This window comes from Polaribacter sp. 11A2H (assembly GCF_011379025.1).
In the GTDB taxonomy this organism is placed as follows: Bacteria; Bacteroidota; Bacteroidia; order Flavobacteriales; family Flavobacteriaceae; genus Polaribacter.
The window spans coordinates 352253-370622 of the sequence record NZ_WTLD01000003.1; the positions used below are offsets into that span (position 1 = coordinate 352253).

16 protein-coding genes are annotated in these 18370 nt (G+C 31.6%); 11 read left to right on the forward strand and 5 right to left on the reverse strand.

The annotated features are described in order from the left end of the window. Nucleotide 1 precedes the first annotated feature (1 nt). From GQS58_RS05905 to GQS58_RS05915, 3 genes are read right to left on the reverse strand one after another with little or no spacing between them, the layout of a single operon-like run. Entirely contained in the window at nt 2-505 is a 504-nt protein-coding gene (locus GQS58_RS05905; protein WP_205860395.1) for an RNA polymerase sigma factor, read from the reverse strand. Nucleotides 506-551: 46 nt separating this feature from the next. Further along, a complete protein-coding gene (locus tag GQS58_RS05910) occupies nt 552-956 on the reverse strand; it encodes a hypothetical protein (RefSeq protein WP_240914561.1) in 405 nt (134 codons plus the stop codon). Nucleotides 957-972: 16 nt separating this feature from the next. Next, complete coding sequence (locus GQS58_RS05915) at nt 973-1665, reverse strand: hypothetical protein (protein WP_166383835.1); 693 nt, start codon at nt 1663-1665, stop codon at nt 973-975. A 195-nt stretch (nt 1666-1860) separates the two neighbouring features. Here GQS58_RS05915 and GQS58_RS05920 point away from each other — a divergent pair, with 195 nt between their 5' ends. The 4 genes from GQS58_RS05920 (at nt 1861) to GQS58_RS05935 (ending at nt 5554) form a co-directional block, all read left to right on the forward strand. Further along, nucleotides 1861-2835, forward strand: coding sequence for an acyl transferase (locus GQS58_RS05920; RefSeq protein WP_166383837.1), 975 nt, complete (start codon nt 1861-1863; stop codon nt 2833-2835). 11 nt (nt 2836-2846) lie between these two features. Further along, nucleotides 2847-3305: a large conductance mechanosensitive channel protein MscL gene (gene mscL, locus GQS58_RS05925; protein ID WP_166383839.1), complete on the forward strand. Its 459-nt coding sequence runs from the start codon at nt 2847-2849 to the stop codon at nt 3303-3305. Nucleotides 3306-3377: 72 nt separating this feature from the next. Continuing rightward, nucleotides 3378-4304, forward strand: coding sequence for a hypothetical protein (locus GQS58_RS05930; protein WP_166383842.1), 927 nt, complete (start codon nt 3378-3380; stop codon nt 4302-4304). Nucleotides 4305-4453: 149 nt separating this feature from the next. Continuing rightward, a complete protein-coding gene (locus GQS58_RS05935; RefSeq protein ID WP_205860396.1) occupies nt 4454-5554 on the forward strand; it encodes a pyridoxal-phosphate-dependent aminotransferase family protein in 1101 nt (366 codons plus the stop codon). A gap of 98 nt (nt 5555-5652) precedes the next feature. Here GQS58_RS05935 and thiL read toward each other — a convergent pair whose 3' ends face one another. Continuing rightward, complete coding sequence (gene thiL / locus GQS58_RS05940; protein ID WP_166383844.1) at nt 5653-6702, reverse strand: thiamine-phosphate kinase; 1050 nt, start codon at nt 6700-6702, stop codon at nt 5653-5655. A 104-nt stretch (nt 6703-6806) separates the two neighbouring features. Here thiL and GQS58_RS05945 point away from each other — a divergent pair, with 104 nt between their 5' ends. Further along, a complete protein-coding gene (locus GQS58_RS05945; RefSeq protein ID WP_166383846.1) occupies nt 6807-8726 on the forward strand; it encodes a M1 family aminopeptidase in 1920 nt (639 codons plus the stop codon). Between the two features lie 413 nt (nt 8727-9139). Then, nucleotides 9140-9901, forward strand: a complete 762-nt coding sequence (locus GQS58_RS05950; protein ID WP_166383848.1) for a UDP-2,3-diacylglucosamine diphosphatase — start codon at nt 9140-9142, stop codon at nt 9899-9901. Nucleotides 9902-9948: 47 nt separating this feature from the next. Here the strand turns inward: GQS58_RS05950 and GQS58_RS05955 are convergent, their stop codons facing one another. Then, nucleotides 9949-12870 (reverse strand): TonB-dependent receptor, encoded by a 2922-nt coding sequence (locus GQS58_RS05955; protein ID WP_166383850.1) that lies wholly within the window; start codon nt 12868-12870, stop codon nt 9949-9951. Nucleotides 12871-13067: 197 nt separating this feature from the next. Between GQS58_RS05955 and GQS58_RS05960 the strand changes: the two genes are divergently transcribed. The 5 genes from GQS58_RS05960 to GQS58_RS05980 all read left to right on the forward strand — a co-directional run bounded on the left by GQS58_RS05960 (nt 13068) and on the right by GQS58_RS05980 (nt 18156). Beyond that, the gene (locus GQS58_RS05960) at nt 13068-14057 is read left to right on the forward strand and encodes an AAA family ATPase (RefSeq protein ID WP_166383852.1); all 990 of its coding nucleotides are present in this window, start codon (nt 13068-13070) and stop codon (nt 14055-14057) included. A gap of 101 nt (nt 14058-14158) precedes the next feature. Beyond that, on the forward strand, nt 14159-15028 hold the full coding sequence (locus GQS58_RS05965; protein ID WP_166383854.1) for a DUF58 domain-containing protein: 870 nt from the start codon (nt 14159-14161) through the stop codon (nt 15026-15028). Nucleotides 15029-15048: 20 nt separating this feature from the next. Next, entirely contained in the window at nt 15049-15966 is a 918-nt protein-coding gene (locus GQS58_RS05970) for a BatD family protein (RefSeq protein ID WP_166383856.1), read from the forward strand. Next, a complete protein-coding gene (locus GQS58_RS05975) occupies nt 15953-16957 on the forward strand; it encodes a vWA domain-containing protein (RefSeq protein WP_166383954.1) in 1005 nt (334 codons plus the stop codon). The genes GQS58_RS05970 and GQS58_RS05975 overlap by 14 nt, the downstream gene beginning before the upstream one ends. A 152-nt stretch (nt 16958-17109) precedes the next feature. Beyond that, entirely contained in the window at nt 17110-18156 is a 1047-nt protein-coding gene (locus GQS58_RS05980) for a VWA domain-containing protein (protein ID WP_205860397.1), read from the forward strand. Nucleotides 18157-18370: the final 214 nt, after the last annotated feature.

Here is an 18370-nt window from a genome sequence, read left to right on the forward strand (position 1 = left end):
ATTAATCGTTTTCTGTTGTTTTTTGATGCATTTCTAATTGATCTTTCAAAATTTTTCTTGCTCTAGATAAGTTTGACTTTGATGTTCCAACAGAAATCCCTAACATTTCTGCAATATCTTTATGAGCATAATCGTCTAAAACATATAAATTAAAAACCAATCTGTATTGATCTGGTAATTGCTGAATAAGGCTCAACAAAACATCCACATTAAAAGCAGTGTCTTCTATATTAAACTCTTCTTCTGTTTCTAATTCATCAGAAAAATTACTAACATTTTGCAAAGGAGACTTTACTCTATATTTTTGTAAAACTGTATTTACAGTTATACGTTTTAACCAACCTTCAAAAGAACCTTTATGATTATATTGTTTTATTTTCTCAAAAATAGTCATAAAACTATCTTGTAAATTATCTTCTGCATCTTGATAATTACTGGAGTATTTTAAACAAACCGCAAACAGCTTATCGGCATAAAGCTGATAAACTGTTGATTGCGCTGCCATTTTTTGCTGACAACATTCTTGTATGAGCTCTTCTATTTTGATGGTACTAATTTACAGGAACTATTACTTCCTCAAAAATATTTTCGCCCTCACTATCAGTTCCTTTAAAAAACTTAAAAATATAGTCTTCTGTTTGAGACACGGTAACTACAAACTTCTTTTCTTCTTGCACAATTTCTTCTGTACATTCTTTATCTAATAAAACCGTTGCTCTCACTGCAACTGTTCTTGTAGAATCTTTAGCCTCATAATAAATTTGATTAAAGGAATAACAACTGTTGGGGAAAGAATATTTTATGGTAATGGTATCTGTTTCTCCAAATGTAAAACTTTCTGGAGTAATTGCTTCGTCTATTTTTAAGAATTCATAGGCAAAATTTGGCGAATCATCTTGATCTAAACAAGAAGTAAAGATTAGTAATCCTAATAAAAGTAAACTGATTTTTTTCATGGTTTTTGTTATTAAATTAATATTTAAGGGTTGGAATTCCATTTTCGCATTCAACAGAAAGAGGAACACTTGCTATAGAACAATCTGAAATTACCCCCCATTTAACATTAAATGTTTTTTCTGCTTGTGTATATATTTCTATTTTATTTAAAAAATTATTTATATCTATTTCAGATGAATAAGCTATATATCCCTGCGAACCTCCACAAGCTTTTGCACCGTAAGCGGTAAACAACCAATTTGCAGTATCTGAGCAAGAAACGCTGCTAGACAATTCTTTAATTTCATTGAATAAATCCATTAAACTTCTATGTTCAATTTCTTGCGCTGTTAGTTCTCTTTTAACCACTAATTTATGTTCTGTGAGTGTAATAATTCTCCACGCATAATTTGCTGGATAGTTTTCTGTAGAAATATTAACAAGGGTATTTTCTAACTCAAAAGTTCCTTCAATATTAAAAAAAGATAAAGGCGGTGTACCGCACCAACCAGAAGTTCGTTCTATAAAACCACCATTTTTATGAAATGAAATTCCGTAGGCATCATTTGGCAAAGAGTTTCCTCTTTTAAATGTTGTCGTTTCACCATCGTAAACAGGATCGAACCAAGTTCCTATTAATAAATTATCTGAATCTATTAGTACTTCGTTGTCTTCACAAGAAGATAATGAAACTAGAAAAACAATTAAAATGATACTTTTTAACGTCATTATTTGGCTCTTTTATTATAAGATGCAAAAACTTATAAAAGGTTGCGTTAAATAATTCTATTTTTGCATTGTAAAGTTTTTTAAAGAGAATTCTTTATGTAAATCTCCGTTTTACTGAAACTAGTTCAGCACAAACAAGGGAATGATAATTATAAGAAACTACAACAAAAGTGTTGTGGACGTTTTTTCGAATTTATGCAAAACAATATTTTTAACATCCAAAACCAAGAAGATTTTAAGCAAGTTGCTTTAGCTGTTTTTAAACATCAATTTAAAAACAATAAAGTATATAGGTCTTTTTGCGATTTATTATACATTCATCCTTCAGACGTTACTAAGGTTGAAGAAATTCCGTTTTTACCTATTCAGTTTTTTAAGAGCAAAAAAGTACTTTCTTCCTTAGAAGAAATTGAAGAAACCTTTACAAGTTCTGGTACAACAGGTAGTGTTACAAGCAAGCATTTTGTAACAGATATTAACCTCTACAAGGAAAGCTACCTAAAAGGATTTGCTCATTTTTATGGCAATATAGAAGAGTATGCTGTTTTAGCTTTATTGCCAAATTATTTAGAAAGAAATGGCTCTTCTTTAGTGTATATGGTTGATGATTTAATTCAGAAATCTAACAACTTAGAAAGTGGATTTTATCTAGATAATATTCAAGAATTAGCAAAAAAACTAGTCGAATTAGATAAAAAAGGACAAAAAACGCTCTTAATTGGTGTTTCTTTTGCGTTGTTAGATTTGATAGAAATGCAACAATTCAACCTAAAAAATACCATTATTATGGAAACTGGTGGCATGAAAGGACGAAGAAAAGAGTTGATTAGAGATGAGTTGCATCAGCTTTTACAAAGCGGATTTGGGGTTACTGAAATTCACTCAGAATACGGAATGACAGAATTATTGAGTCAGGGGTATTCTAACGGAAACGGCGTTTTTGACACACCTCCTTGGATGAAGATTCTTACCCGAGACACAGAAGATGCTTTAACAATTCAACAAGTAGGAAAAACAGGCGGAATTAACGTAATTGATTTAGCCAATTATAATTCTTGTGCTTTTATTGCTACGCAAGATTTAGGCAAAGTACATAAAAACGGTACTTTCGAAATTATTGGTCGTTTCGATAATTCAGATATTAGAGGTTGTAATTTAATGGTGTTATAAAGAAATTAAAGATGAAGTTTAAATTAATTGAAGATTTTAAAGAGTTTGCCGTAAAAGGTAACATGATAGATATTGCTATTGGGGTTATTATTGGCGCTGCTTTTAACAAAGTAATAAGCGTATTGGTAAAAGAAGTTTTAATGCCTCCGCTATCTTTTATGACTCAAGGTACAAAATGGGAAAACAAAAAAATTATTCTAAGAGAAGCGATACTCGTTAAAGAAAAAATTACTGTTGATGAAATTGCTATTGGTTACGGTAAATTATTTGAAGCTAGTATCGATTTTTTAATTATTGCTTTTACAGTTTTTCTGGTTGTTAAAGTGATGAATTCTATAAAAAAGAAAGCAGACGACCCAAAGAATAAAGCAGTTGTAACTCCTAAAAATATTGAGTTAATGCACAAAACCAACGAGCTTCTAGAAAAACAAAATGACTATTTGCAAAAGCTTTTAAGTGATAAAAAGTAAATAATCAAACGTTTTGTAAAATTTATCTATAATTTTCGACCAATTTATGATTAACTACATAAGTTACAAAACATGATGAATACTAGATCTGCCCTTTTTTACTTAGTCCTTTTTTCTTTTATAGGTTGCCAATCCGGACAAACAAATAAAACATCTCAAGCAACTATAAAAAAAGAGACCAACCCTATTTCTAAAAATAATCAATTTAATAAGTATTGGTATTCTGGGAAAGCTGAGTTGAATAGTTATACTTTAAAACAGGCTAGATATGGCGAAATACGAGAAGGAGAAGTTGTTTTGGTTTTTGTTACAGAACCATTTTCTGTTAGCAAGCAAGTAAAATTAGACAATCCGCAAAAAGCAGGAACCGACGCTGTTTCTGTCATGAAACTAAATCATGTTCGTAAATTTAATACAGGCATTTACGATTACGCTATTATCACTTCTACTTTTACACCTATTAACACTAAAAAATATCCTTTTACCTTAAAATCTTCAACCAGTATTCAAGAATGGTGCGGACATACTTTTACGCAGTTAAACCTTGCTGATGACACCTATAATTTTAAACAATTTTCTTATTTTGAAGCTGATGGAGACGAAGAGAAAACAATTAATGCTACTTATTTAGAAGAAGCATTATTTACTAAAATTCGTATTGCAAAAGGGCAATTACCAGAAGGAGAAATCAATTTAATTCCTTCTACTATTTACAGCCGTTTTAACTACAAAAAAATGGATGTAGAGAAAGCAAAAATTAGCAAAACAACATCAGAAAAAACACTCAACTATAAAATAAAGTATCTAAGTATTAATAGAACACTTACCATTGGAGTAGAAAAAAACTTTCCATACAAAATTTTGAATTGGACAGAAGATAATGGAACAGGGTTATTAACAACTGCAAAACTAAAAGCAAGCAGCACAGAGCCTTATTGGAAACAAAAAAAAGTATCGGATCAAGACAAAAGAAAAGCACTGAAATTAAAATACGAATAGACTTTTTAAAATTTCTACGGTTATTTATTTACAAGAATAGTTTACTTGGCTTTCTCATAAAAAACTACTAATTTCGTTTAACTTCTAATCTAAAACATTAAAACTTTACAGATCAATTAAGTTACCAACAATTTAAAAATAGAATACAATTGAAAAAATTATTAATGATTCCTGGCCCAATAGAGTTTGAAACAAATGTTTTACAATCTATGTCTGAACCTACACCAAGTCATTTAGACCCTCATTTTATAGATATTTTTGCAAATAGTTTAAAAGGTTTTAAAGAGGTCTGTCAAACAGAGCTTGGTCAAGTATTTATTGTTGCAGGAACAGGAACTTTTGCTATGGAAATGGCAGTAGCTAATCTTATTGAACAAGGAGATAATGTACTTGTAATTTCTACAGGTTATTTTGGTTTACGCTACGCTGAAATACTTAAACGATATGGTGCAAATGTAGATATTGTAGCTTCTGAAACAGGAGATATTGTACCTATGTCAGTTATTGAAAAGCATCTAAAATCTAAAAACTATAAGCTTTTAACGTTCACCCATGTAGATACTTCTACAGCGGTATTAAACGATGCAGAAGCTATTTGTAAATTAGCTACAAAATACAACGTACTTTCTATTCTTGATGGTGTTTGCTCTGTTGCAGGAGAAGAAATTAAACAAGATGATTGGGGAGTAGACGTTGTACTTACAGCTTCACAAAAAGCTATTGGAGTTCCTCCGGGTTTGGCTTTATTATCAGTATCAGAAAAAGCGATAGAATTATTTAAAAAAAGACAAACTCCTGTACCAAATTATTACGCTGACTGGAATAATTGGCTACCAGTTATGAAGGCTTATCAAAACAAACAAACTTCGTATTTTGGGACACCACCAGTAAACCTTATAATTGCCTTAGAAAAAAGTTTAGATAACATTTTAAAAGAAGGCTTAAATACTCGTTTTGAAAGACATAAACATATTGCAACAGAAATACGAATTGCACTTAAAAACCTTGGTCTAAAAATGATTCCAAAGCGAGAAAGTATAGCTGCCAATACACTTTCAGCTATATTTTACCCAGAAAATATGGATGCATCTATATTAAAATCAATCAATGAAAAAGGAGTTATACTTGCTGGAGGATTATTGCCAGAACTTAAAAACTCTTATTTTAGAATTGGTCATATGGGAGCTACCAATGAAAGCCAAATGAAAACTACATTAAATGCTATAACAGCAGTGATACAAGAAAAATAACTTTTATATCAAATTAGAAAAACTATTGATAACAGTAAATAAAAAAGGCGAAAAATTTAAAATTTTTCGCCTTTTTCTATATAACCTCATCACTGTATTTATTCATTCTTTAAAGCGTTCCAACCTTGCGCTTTCAATTCAATTTCTTGCTCTGCTCTTGTTACTAAATTTAAGCCCTGGTTTTCTGCAGTAATATGTCCAATAATAGAAAAGTGTGGGTTTCCTTTTATTTTATCAAAATCTGCAATAGGCACTGTAAATAAAAGTTCGTAATCTTCACCACCACTTAAAGCAACCATGGTAGAATCTAATTCAAATTCTTCACAAGCAGAAATTACTTGCGGATCTAAAGGTAATTTATCTTCGTATACCTTACACCCTACTTTGCTCTGCGTGCAAATATGAAAAAGTTCAGATGAAAGTCCATCAGAAACATCAATCATAGCAGTCGGTTTTACTTCCATTTCTTTTAATAAACCCGGAATATCTTTACGTGCTTCTGGCTTTAACTGACGCTCAATTAAATAGGTATAATTATCTAAATCTGGCTGATTATTTGGATCAACGTTAAAAACTCGTTTTTCTCTTTCTAAGACCTGTAAGCCTAAATACGCAGCACCTAAATCTCCAGAAACCACAATTAAATCCGTCTCCTTTGCTCCATCTCTATACACAACATCTTCTTTTGCTGCTTTACCAATAGCAGTTACAGAAATTAAAATTCCTTTGGTAGAAGAAGTAGTGTCTCCACCAACCAAATCTACATTATAGCTTTCACAAGCCAACTGAATTCCGGCATACAATTCTTCAATTGCTTCTAATGGAAATCTGTTAGAAACGGCAATAGAAACTGTAACCTGTTCTGCAACACCATTCATTGCATATACATCAGACAAATTTACCATTATTGCCTTGTAGCCTAAATGCTTTAGCGGCATGTAACTTAAATCGAAATGCACACCTTCAATCAACAAATCTGTGGTAACCAAAGTTTGTTTATCCGAAGCATCTAAAACAGCAGCATCATCTCCAATAGCTTTTATTGTTGATGAATTTTGTACTTTAAAATATTTTGTAATATGGTTGATTAAACCAAACTCACCTAGTTCGGCCAACGACGTCTTTTGTGTATTTTTATCTTCTAACATGTTGCAAAGATAGGTACATTCTAAAAAATTACAGAACTACTTTAACACCTATATTTTTTATTTTAAATTTTAAACAGTACTTTTAAATTCTAATCCTATTCATTATGATTCGTTTTTTGGTTGTCTGCCTCCTTATTTTTGGTCATATTTCAAGCGCAACTGCCCAAGAACTCATAAAAATTGCAGAATCAGAAGCAAAATCTGCCGCAACAAAAATTCATTTTAAAGCAAACCCAAACACGTCTAATTACAATATTACCTATCATAAATTAGAGTTTACTGTAGATCCTGCCATAGCAGCTATTTCCGGTAAAGTAACTACCACTTTTACTGCTTTAAACAATTTAAGCGCTGTTATTTTCGATTTAGATGATAATATGACCGTTACTTCGGTAACTCAAAATGAAAATGCAGTCACTTTTTTTCAGAATTCAAATGACGAATTAGTTATTACACTTCAAAATACTTTAAATCAAGGAAATTCAACATCAGTTATTATCGATTACAACGGAAACCCAACAAGTAATGGCTTTGGTTCTTTTGAAGTAAACACACACGGAGCATCAAATACGCCAGTACTTTGGACACTCTCTGAACCCTATGGCGCTTTAGGTTGGTGGCCTTGTAAGCAAGATTTAAATGATAAAATTGACACGATTGATGTATATATTACTGCACCAGAACAATATGTTTCCGTTTCCAACGGATTAGAGCAGAGCACAACAACTACTTTAGGTTATAAAACCACCCACTTTAAACACCAACACCCTATTCCTGCTTATTTAATAGCCATTGCAGTGACCGATTATAAAACCTATTCGCATCAGGTTTCTCATAATGAAAATAATTTTCCGATTATAAATTATGTGTATCCAGAGAATTTAACTTCAGCACAAAACAACACTTTAATTACGGTTGATATTATGGAACATTTTATCGATTTGTTTGGCGATTATCCGTACAAAAATGAAAAATACGGGCATGCTCAATTTGGTTGGGGTGGAGGAATGGAACACACCACTGTTTCTTTTATGGGGAATTTTAATCGTGGATTAATTGCGCATGAATTGGCACACCAATGGTTTGGGAATAAAGTTACTTGCGGTAGCTGGAAAGATATTTGGTTAAACGAAGGTTTTGCTACTTATTTATCTGGTTTAACCATAGCGCACCTAGATGGAGACGCTTCTTTTAAAAGTTGGAGAAATTCTACAATAAACTCTGTAACCTCATCTAAAAATGGCGCTGTGTATCTTACGGATGCAGATACCACAAGCGTTGGCAGAATATTTAACAGTAGATTATCTTACAACAAAGGCGCAATGGTTTTACACATGTTACGAAAGAAATTAGGAGATACCCATTTTTTTGATGCTTTAAAAAACTACATTTCAGATCCTGATTTAGCTTATAATTATGCAAAAACTCCAGATTTAATGGCACATTTAGAAACCGTAAGTGGTTTAGATTTAAATGAGTTTTTTAACGATTGGGTTTACAACCAAGGCTATCCAACTTATAATGTAAACTGGCATCAACCAACAACAAACACCATAAGCATACAATTAAACCAAACTCAGAGTCATGCTTCTGTTTCTTTCTTTGAAGCCAATGTTCTTATACGTTTATACGGGAGTAATGGAGAGGTTTTAGATCTTGTTTTAGACAATTTAACAAATGGAGAAACCTTTATAGAGAATGTAAATTTCTCTGTAAGCGCTATCAATATTGATCCTGATTCTCATTTAATTTCAAAAAATAACACCACTACGTTAGGTATAGAAAACAATCCTTTTATATTAGAAAACATCTCTTTATTTCCGAACCCAGTAAGTGATATTTTAACTATTGAAACATCAAAAAAAATAACTTTTAAAAGTGCTACCATTTACAACGCCCCTGGTAAAGAGATACTTACATCTACCAACAAAGAAATTAATCTAAGTAAACTTAGTAAAGGTGTTTATTTTATCAAAGTTTTTACGGATGCTGGTAACTTATATAAAAAGATTATTAAAGAATAGTTTTTTTGATTGAAGTGTTCTCGATACCAAATTTCTGAAAAAGAAATTTCACTCGAACTGACAGCGTGTATTATTCAAAATATTTGTTAAGCGGAAAGGGTAAAATACAGTTTTGTCATTTCGACAAAAGGAGAAATCTCATAACAGTGATACCACAGCGCCAACAAACTATATGTGATTTCTCCCAAAAGGTCGAAATAACAAAACTGGATGGAAACAAAACTGAACGCAAAGAAACTACGTGATTATTCATTCTAAACCCCATACTGTCACATCGAGTGATTTTGCTTTTTCGCAAAATTGTATCGAGATGTTTTTAATCTAAAAACAAAATCTGCTTCCAACCTTTTTAATTGCTTTTACCGGTTTATAAATTAGTTTTTATATTTTTACCGTTCTAAATAAATAACTCCTTGATTTCTATAACAACATCAGAGAATAAAAAAGTCTATTTCGCATCCGACCAACATTTTGGTGCACCTACTCCAGAAGCTAGTTTTCCTCGCGAAAAAAAGTTTGTTGCTTGGTTAGATGAAGTTAAAAAAGATGCAGAAGCCATTTTTTTACAAGGCGATTTATTCGATTTTTGGTTCGAGTATAAAACCGTAGTTCCTAAAGGGTTTGTAAGAATTTTGGGGAAAATAGCGGAAATAAAAGACTCAGGAATTCCTATTTACTTTTTTATTGGTAATCATGATTTATGGATGAATGGTTATTTTGAAAAAGAACTAAACATACCTGTATATAAAGAACCACAAGAGTTTTTAATTAACAATAAAAAATTTTTAATTGGTCATGGAGATGGTTTAGGCCCTGGAGACTATGGCTACAAACGCATGAAAAAAGTGTTTACCTTTCCTTTATTTAAATGGATGTTTAGATGGTTACACCCAGATATTGGTGTAAGTCTAGGTCATTATATGTCTGTAAAAAACAGACTAATTTCTGGGGATGATGATGCCAAGTATTTAGGTGATGAAAACGAATGGCTGGTACAATATTGCAAACAGCAACTAGCCCAACAGCATTACGATTATTTTGTATTTGGCCACAGACACCTTCCTTTAGAAATAAAATTAGAAGAAAATAGTACGTATATAAATATTGGAGATTGGATTCAGTATTTTACGTACGGAGAGTTTAGTGATTCCTTTAAACTTTTAAAGTACAAATAAAAAAAAGCGGCAAAATTGCCGCTTTTTTTTATTATAAGATACTTATTTTATTTTAAGTTAAAACTTACTCTTGCAAATAAATGTCTACCACCAGCACCAAATTGTTGCGATCTTCTAGACCAATCGAAACGACCACTACTACGGTTTGCTTCAATAGATCTGTCTGGATAGATATCTAATAAATTATTAGCTCCTATTGTAAAAGTTAAATCTTCGGTAGCTTTAAATCCTAGAGATAAATCTGTAACAACTTTAGATGCAAAATTTTGTTGATTCGCTATTGAATTAGTAGCCTCTGACACTTTACCAAAATAAACATTTCTTAAGAAAACATTAAATTTACCTGTAGTTAAACTATTTGTTAATACCATTTTAGTTCTTGGCACAGACTCTTCTAAATAAATTCTACTATCTTCTGGAAAATACGTTTCTTCTTGACCTGCATCTTTTAAAATTTGAGAAGATTTAATACCTCCCGTTTGTTTTGTTTGAGAAAACGTACCAGATAAATCTGTTTTTAATCTTGTATTTGCCCCAAGGTTTGCTTTATGAGAAATAACAACATCTACACCAGTAGATCTAGTATCTATTGCATTTGCAAAGAACGACGCTGCTGTTGCATTTGCTTGTATTAATAAATTTGAAAGCTCTGCATTTCCTGGTTTAAATTCCTTTGATTCATCTACAGCTGTTGCAGGGTCATCATCTTTATATTGTGGCTTAAATTGACCAGTATACACTACTCTATCATTAATATTTACAACATAACCATCTACCGTAAATGTAATGTTAGATTCTGGAAGTTTTGCTGTAAAACCTGCACTAAAACTATTTGATGTTTCTTCTTTTAATTGAGGAATACCTAATAATTGTGCTGCTTTACTATCATTTGCAAAAGTACCAACTTCTATAGGAGCACCATCTTGAAAAATGGTAGAAGTAGAATTGTAATTTAATTGATGTAAAGAAGGTGCTCTAAAACCAGTGTTAAAAGAAGCTCTAATTCTAAAGTTATCAGAAACCTTATAAATAGATGCTAATTTAAAATTTAATGTTCCTCCAAAATCTGAATAGTTTTCATAACGTGTAGCAAAAGTAGTTGAAAAAGTATCAGAAAACTTTGCATCTAAATCTACATAAGCAGCAACACTACTACGTGCTCTATCTAATTCGTTTTTAGGTCCAAAACCTGGAAATACTTGAGAACCTCCTGGTCTATTTCTTCCAAAAAAGTCTAGTAAAGGATTTGTTCCAGAAACACCTGTAAAAGTAGTACCATTTGCTTGGTATTGTGTGTAAGATGCTTCTTCTCCAGAAATAATTTCATAATTTTCTAATCTGTGTTCTGCTCCAAAGGCAACACCAAAACCATCAAAAGTATCTTCGTAAAATCTTGCCAAGTCTAAGTTAGTTGTATTCTGAGAAAAAGAGAATCCACCGGCATCAAAAGTAGTTCCAGAAGCAGTTCCTTGAGAAGCATTGTAGGTATTACCAATAATATAATCAAAAGCATTTTCACCATACGTATTAGAAAAATCTACACTCCAATCACCAATCTTTCCTTTGATACCCACTGCAAATGATTGATCTGAAATTCTTGAATTAATTTCTGGTAAAAATCCATTAATATAAGCTGGCGTATACGTTCTTTCTTGGTTTGGTAATCTGTAAAAACCTGCAGAATTACCATCTCTAGAACTGATACCCGCAAAAGAGTACAACTCGGTTCCGTTATCATCTAAAGGTAATTTAAAGTTTGCAAAAAATCTACCTCCACGTACTTTAGACTGTCCCACTCTCATGTTAAAGTCTTTTCTTTCTAAACCCCTTGCAGCTAATTCTGCTGTAGTATTATCTCCAATTAAAACACCTTGCAAATCCGTTTTTGTGGTTGCACCATTTAAATTAATACCAGCTTGGTTTGCATATTGTATAACATCACTTACATCATCATCTAATAATTTTGTAAGATCATAACCATCATTATTTGCAAACCTTTCTACGGTGTTATATAAATTAAAAACATCTCCTTCCCATTCTTTCATTCTATTGTAAGCTTCACGTACATCAAAATCTCCAGAGAAGTTAATAAAACCACCTTTGTCTCCTAAAGGCAATCCATAACTAGCACTTACGTTGGTTGTTTGTCCGTCTACTCCACCTGTTTGTCCGTTTGCATTTTTACTAAAATTAGCACCCGTAGTAACAGACATAGATAACTCATTAACACTTTCGTTTAAAACAATGTTAATTACACCTGCAATTGCATCAGAACCATATTGTGCAGCAGCACCATCTCTTAAAACTTCTAATCTTTTAATTGCAGCAGCAGGTATTGCATTTAAATCTGTACCTACAGAACCTCTACCAAAAGTTCCATTAACGTTAATTAATGAAGATGTATGTCTTCTTTTTCCGTTGATTAATACTAATACTTGATCTGGACCTAAACCTCTTAAAGAAGCAGGATCTACGTGATCTGTACCATCAGCAATTGTTTGTGTATTTGAAGTAAAAGAAGGTGCCACAAAATTTAAAATCTGATTTAAGTTTACTTGTGGTGCACTTGCCGTTAATTCTTTAATATCTACAACATCTATAGGTACAGGAGAATCTATAGCAGACCTATTAGGATTTCTAGACCCAATTACCACCACCTCTTCTAAAGAGTTATCATCCTTTACAGAAATTGTTACATAAGCAGCGGTACTAACATTTACCGTTTTTGTAGCAAAACCCATAGAAGAAACCACCAATTTAATAGGTAAGCTTTTTACAATAATGGTAAACTCTCCATTATCATCTGTAACGGTTCCGTTGGTTGTTCCTTTTTCTACAACATTCATATAAGGCAATCCGCCTCCAGATGCATCTGTAACTTTACCCTTTATTGTTTGCCCCACCATAGCTATAGGAAGTAAAAACATTAAAGTGATAACTAGGTTTTTAAATAAGTAATTTTCTCTCATATTAAATTATATTTAAAGTTATTGACTCTAAATATCGGGTTTTTAAACTAAAATCCCAATATTTTAACAATTTCATTATGTTATAATTTTTTTATAAATTGAAAAAATAGACATCTTTAACCTTCTTTTAACAACAATAATTTTGTTATTATTGTAGCTTTGTTCCTGTAAAAAATAACACCTAATACAATATTACAATGGATGTAGATGTAAGAGCTATTAATGAAAAAATAGAAAGAGAAAGTGCCTTTATAGACATTCTTACTTTAGAAATGAATAAAGTAATTGTTGGTCAAAAACAAATGATAGAAAGTTTGTTAATTGGTTTGATTGGAAACGGTCATATTTTGCTAGAAGGGGTTCCTGGATTGGCAAAAACGCTAGCAATAAACACTTTGTCTAAAGCAGTGCAAGCTTCTTTTAGTAGAGTGCAGTTTACACCAGATTTATTACCCGCAGATGTTGTTGGAACCATGATTTACAACATGAAGGAAAACAACTTCGAGATTAAAAAAGGGCCTATTTTTGCAAATTTTGTATTGGCAGATGAGATTAACAGAGCACCAGCAAAAGTGCAATCTGCTTTGTTAGAAGCAATGCAAGAGCGCCAGATTACTATTGGTGATACTACTTTTAAGTTAGACGAACCTTTCTTAGTAATGGCAACTCAAAACCCAGTAGAACAAGAAGGAACCTATCCTTTACCAGAAGCACAGGTTGATAGGTTTATGTTGAAGGTTGTTATTGATTACCCAAAATTACAAGACGAACAAATTATTATGCGTCAGAATTTATCTGGCGGATTTGCAAAAGTAAATCCTGTAGTTACTGTTGCAGAAATTTTAAGAGCAAGAGAAGTCGCTAACGAAGTGTATATGGATGAGAAAATTGAGAAATATATTCTTGATATCATCTTTGCAACTCGTTATCCAGAAAAATATAACTTACCACAATTAAAAGATTTAATTAGTTTCGGAGCTTCACCAAGGGGAAGTATTAACCTTGCAAAAGCTGCAAAGTGTTATGCTTTTATCAAACGAAGAGGGTATGTAATACCAGAAGATGTTAGAGCGGTTGTTTTTGATATTTTACGTCACAGAATAGGAATTACCTATGAAGCGGAAGCAGAAAATGTAACCTCTGTAGATATTATCAACTCAATTATTAATGAGATTGAAGTACCATAGCAAAAAGTTGGCAGTAAAAACAGTTGCAGTTGGCAGTTGCTTACTCATGTTTTAAAAAAAACCGATTCAATTACACGCTTCAACAATTAAACAATTAGACGTTGGAAACTAAGGAGATACTTAAAAAAGTTCGTAAAATAGAAATTAAGACAAAGCGTTTGTCTAATGATATTTTTGGAGGTGAATACCATTCATCCTTCAAAGGACGTGGTATGACTTTTTCTGAAGTTAGACAATACCAATTTGGCGATGATGTAAGGGCAATTGACTGGAATGTTACCGCACGTTATAACGAGCCTTATATTAAAGTTTTTGAAGAAGAACGAGAGTTAACTATGATGCTTTTAGTGGATGTTTCTGGTTCGGAATTATTTGGTACATCTACACAATTTAAAAAAGATACGGTTACAGAAATTGCCGCTACATTGGCTTTTTCTGCTACTCAAAATAATGATAAAGTAGGTTTAATTTTATTTTCTGATGATGTAGAGCTTTTTATTCCTCCTAAAAAAGGAAAAAGTCACGTTTTAAGAATTATTAGAGAACTGATAGAATTTAAACCTAAAAGTAAAAAAACGAATATTGCTGCTGCTTTAAAGTTTTTATCTAGTGTGATGAAAAAAAGAGCCATTGTTTTTATGTTATCCGATTTTATGGATGATGATTACGAAAAAACACTAAAAATTGCAGCTAAAAAACACGATTTAACAGGAATTCGAGTTTTTGACAAACACGATGAAGAAATTCCTAATTTAGGAATGGTACCAATGTTAGATTCAGAAACCGGCAATGTACAGTTGATAAATACGTCATCAAAATCTGTAAGAACGAGCTACAAAGCAAATGCCTTACGTTTGTCTGATTATTATATAAATATGTTTAAAAGAAGTGGCGCAGGTACTGTTAACACAAGAGTTGATGAAAACTACGTAAAAAAATTATTAGGTTATTTTAAACATAAAGGAAGATAGTAACGCAGTTACCCTTAAAAATGAAAAAACAACTATTCTACATACTATTATTCGTTTCTACCATAAGTTTTGCACAAAAACCAGTGGTAAAAGCAGAAATTGACACCACTAATATTAGAATTGGTGAACAATTCAATTTAAAGATTACTGTGGATGACACACAGAATGTAATCTTACCTAAATTACTTCTAAAAGGCTTAGAAATTATAGACTCTACCAAGATAGATACTGTAAAAAACTCATTAATTAGAAAGTATATTTTAACAGGTTTTGATAGTGGTGCGTTTTACATTCCACAACAACAAATTTTTGTAAAAAACCAAGCTTATTTAACCGACTCTTTACTAGTAAATGTAGCTACTATTGCTATTGACACCACTAAAGTTAAGAAGTTCCCTATTAAATCTATAAAGGCAGAACCATATACTTTTGATGATTTCAAAATATACCTTTACATACTTTTAGCAGCATTAGCAATTATCGGTTTCTGGATTTATTGGTTTGTCATCAGAAAAAGAAAAGAAGAAGTGGAGGAAGATACTTATAAAGCAATGCCTCCTTATGACGAAGCTATTTTAAAACTAAATGAATTAGACGAAAAATTATTGTGGCAAAACAATAAAGTGAAAGAATATTATTCTGAATTAACAGAAATTGTACGTGGTTATATTGAGCGAGAATTAAAAGTACCTGCTTTAGAAAAAACAACTGACGAAGTTTTAGATATGCTAAAAGACTTTAAAGATGCAGAAACCATTCAAACATCAGAAGATACTATTAAAAAGTTAAGAGATCTATTACGAGAAGCAGATTTGGTGAAATTTGCAAAATCGAAACCTTTAGCTATAGAAATAGAAGAAGATAGAAAAGATGCTCAGGATATTGTGAGTAATTTAAAACCTAAACCAATTATTGAAGAAAATGATGAATTGGAGTAATTTTGAGTTTCATAATCCGGAGTTTTTGTGGCTGCTAATTTTAATTCCATTTGTAGCGGTCTGGCATTTTTTTATGCGCAAAAAAGATGCAGCAGTATTAACAATGCCAAGTATAAAAGGTTTTAAAACAGACTCGCTTTTATCAAAATTAAAACCAGTATTATACCTTTTAAGAATACTGGCCTTAGTTGCAATTATTGTTGCTTTAGCAAGACCTAGAAACGTTGCTGTAAGTAAAAAAACAAAAAGCAATAAAGGGATAGATATTGTAATGGCAATTGATGTTTCTGCCAGTATGTTAGCAAAAGATTTAAAGCCTAACAGATTAGAAGCGCTGAAAAAAGTAGCTATAGATTTTGTAGATAGAAGACCAAACGACAGAATAGGAATTGTGGTGTATGCTGGAGAAAGCTTTACACAAACACCAATTACAAGCGATAAAGGAATTGTAAAACGAACTATTTCTGAGCTTAAATGGGGACAATTAGAAGGTGGAACAGCAATAGGAATGGGATTAGGTTCTGCGGTGAACAGACTAAAACAAAGTACCGCAAAAAGTAAGGTTATTATCTTATTAACAGACGGTGTAAATAATTCTGGGAACATAGACCCAAGAACAGCTACAGAACTTGCAAAAGAACTAGAAATTAAAACCTATACCATAGGACTAGGAACTAATGGAATGGCAGATTTTCCTTACAGTAAAGATCCAAGAACAGGAGAATTACAATTTAGAAAACTACCCGTAGAAATTGATGAGGAACTGCTTAAAGAAATAGCTACCGAAACCCAAGGTAAATACTTTAGAGCTACAGACAATGAGTCATTAAAAGAGATTTATGATGAAATTGACAAGCTCGAAAAAACAAAGATAGAAGAGTTTAAATATTACAATTATCAAGAAAAATATAGAATTTTCATCTTTTTAGGATTAGGATTCTTGTTATTAGAGTTTTTGTTGAGAAACACCATTTTTAAATCATTCATTTAAAAAATTAGAAAAACATAATGTTAGTTCGAGTGATTTTTGAGGAACGAAAAAATTGTATCGAGAACATTTAAAGCATCTCGATACAAATTTGATAAAAAATCAAATTCACTCGATGTGACAACATAAATAAAAAACGATTACACAATTAAACAATGTATAAGATAGAAGAACCAATTTATTTTTCACTTTTAATAATCATTCCAGCAATGATTGTTGTTTTCTTGTTGGTTTTATGGTGGAAAAAAAGAACACAGAAAAAATTTGCTGATTTAAATTTACTTAAAAATTTAGCTCCAAATTCATCAACCTTTAAATCGGTTTTAAAACTGGTATTTTTACTTTTAGGAATTACTTTTTTAGTAATTGCTTTAGTAAACCCTAAAATGGGAACCAAATTACAAACCGTAAAAAGAGAAGGTGTAGATATTGTTTTTGCATTAGATGTTTCTAAAAGTATGTTGGCAGAAGACATTGCGCCAAACCGACTAGAAAAAGCGAAACAAATTATCTCTAAAACAATTGATAAATTAGGCTCAGATAGAGTTGGTATTATTATTTATGCTGGAAATGCATATCCGCTTTTACCAATAACCACAGATCATGCTGCAGCAAATATGTTTTTGCAAAACGCGAATCCAGATATGGTTTCTAGCCAAGGTACAGACATCAATGGAGCGTTAGAATTAGCAAAAACCTATTATAATAATGATGAACAAACCAACCGTTTTTTAATTATTATTTCTGATGGTGAAGATCATCAAGAAGAAACAAAACAAGTAGCACAAACATTAACCGAAGAGGGCGTAAAAATTTATACAATTGGTGTAGGTACAGAAAACGGAGGACCAATACCCATGCGCCTAAATGGCTCTATGATTGGTTACAAGAAAGACAATAAAGGAGAGACTGTAATTACCAAACGTATGCCAGATGTATTACAAGGCATTGCAGATGCAGCAAATGGCACATATATTGATGGTAACATTACAGAAAAACCGGTAACAGTAATTGCAGATATTATTGCTAATGCTGAAAAAAGCGAATTCGAAACAAAACAATTTTCCGATTACAAAGACCAATTTCAATGGTTTGTTGCAATTGGATTGCTATTCTTAGTGATTGATATTTTATTATTTGATAAGAAAACCAAATGGTTGCGAAAAGTAGATTTGTTTGATGAAGAAAAAACGAAGAAATAATAATTTCTTTCAATGTTAGCTACCAAGTAATCTATTAAACTAGAGAAACTAATTTCTTAAATAATTAGATTTTTTTTTTATAAAGTAAAATTTTAAATGAGCCGATTAATACTTTTAATCGGCTCATTCGTTTTAATACATTCATCAGAAAAAACTTTATCAAAAAAGATAACTGTGTATGCTGTTTACTTAATAAGGTATACTTTTTACTCAC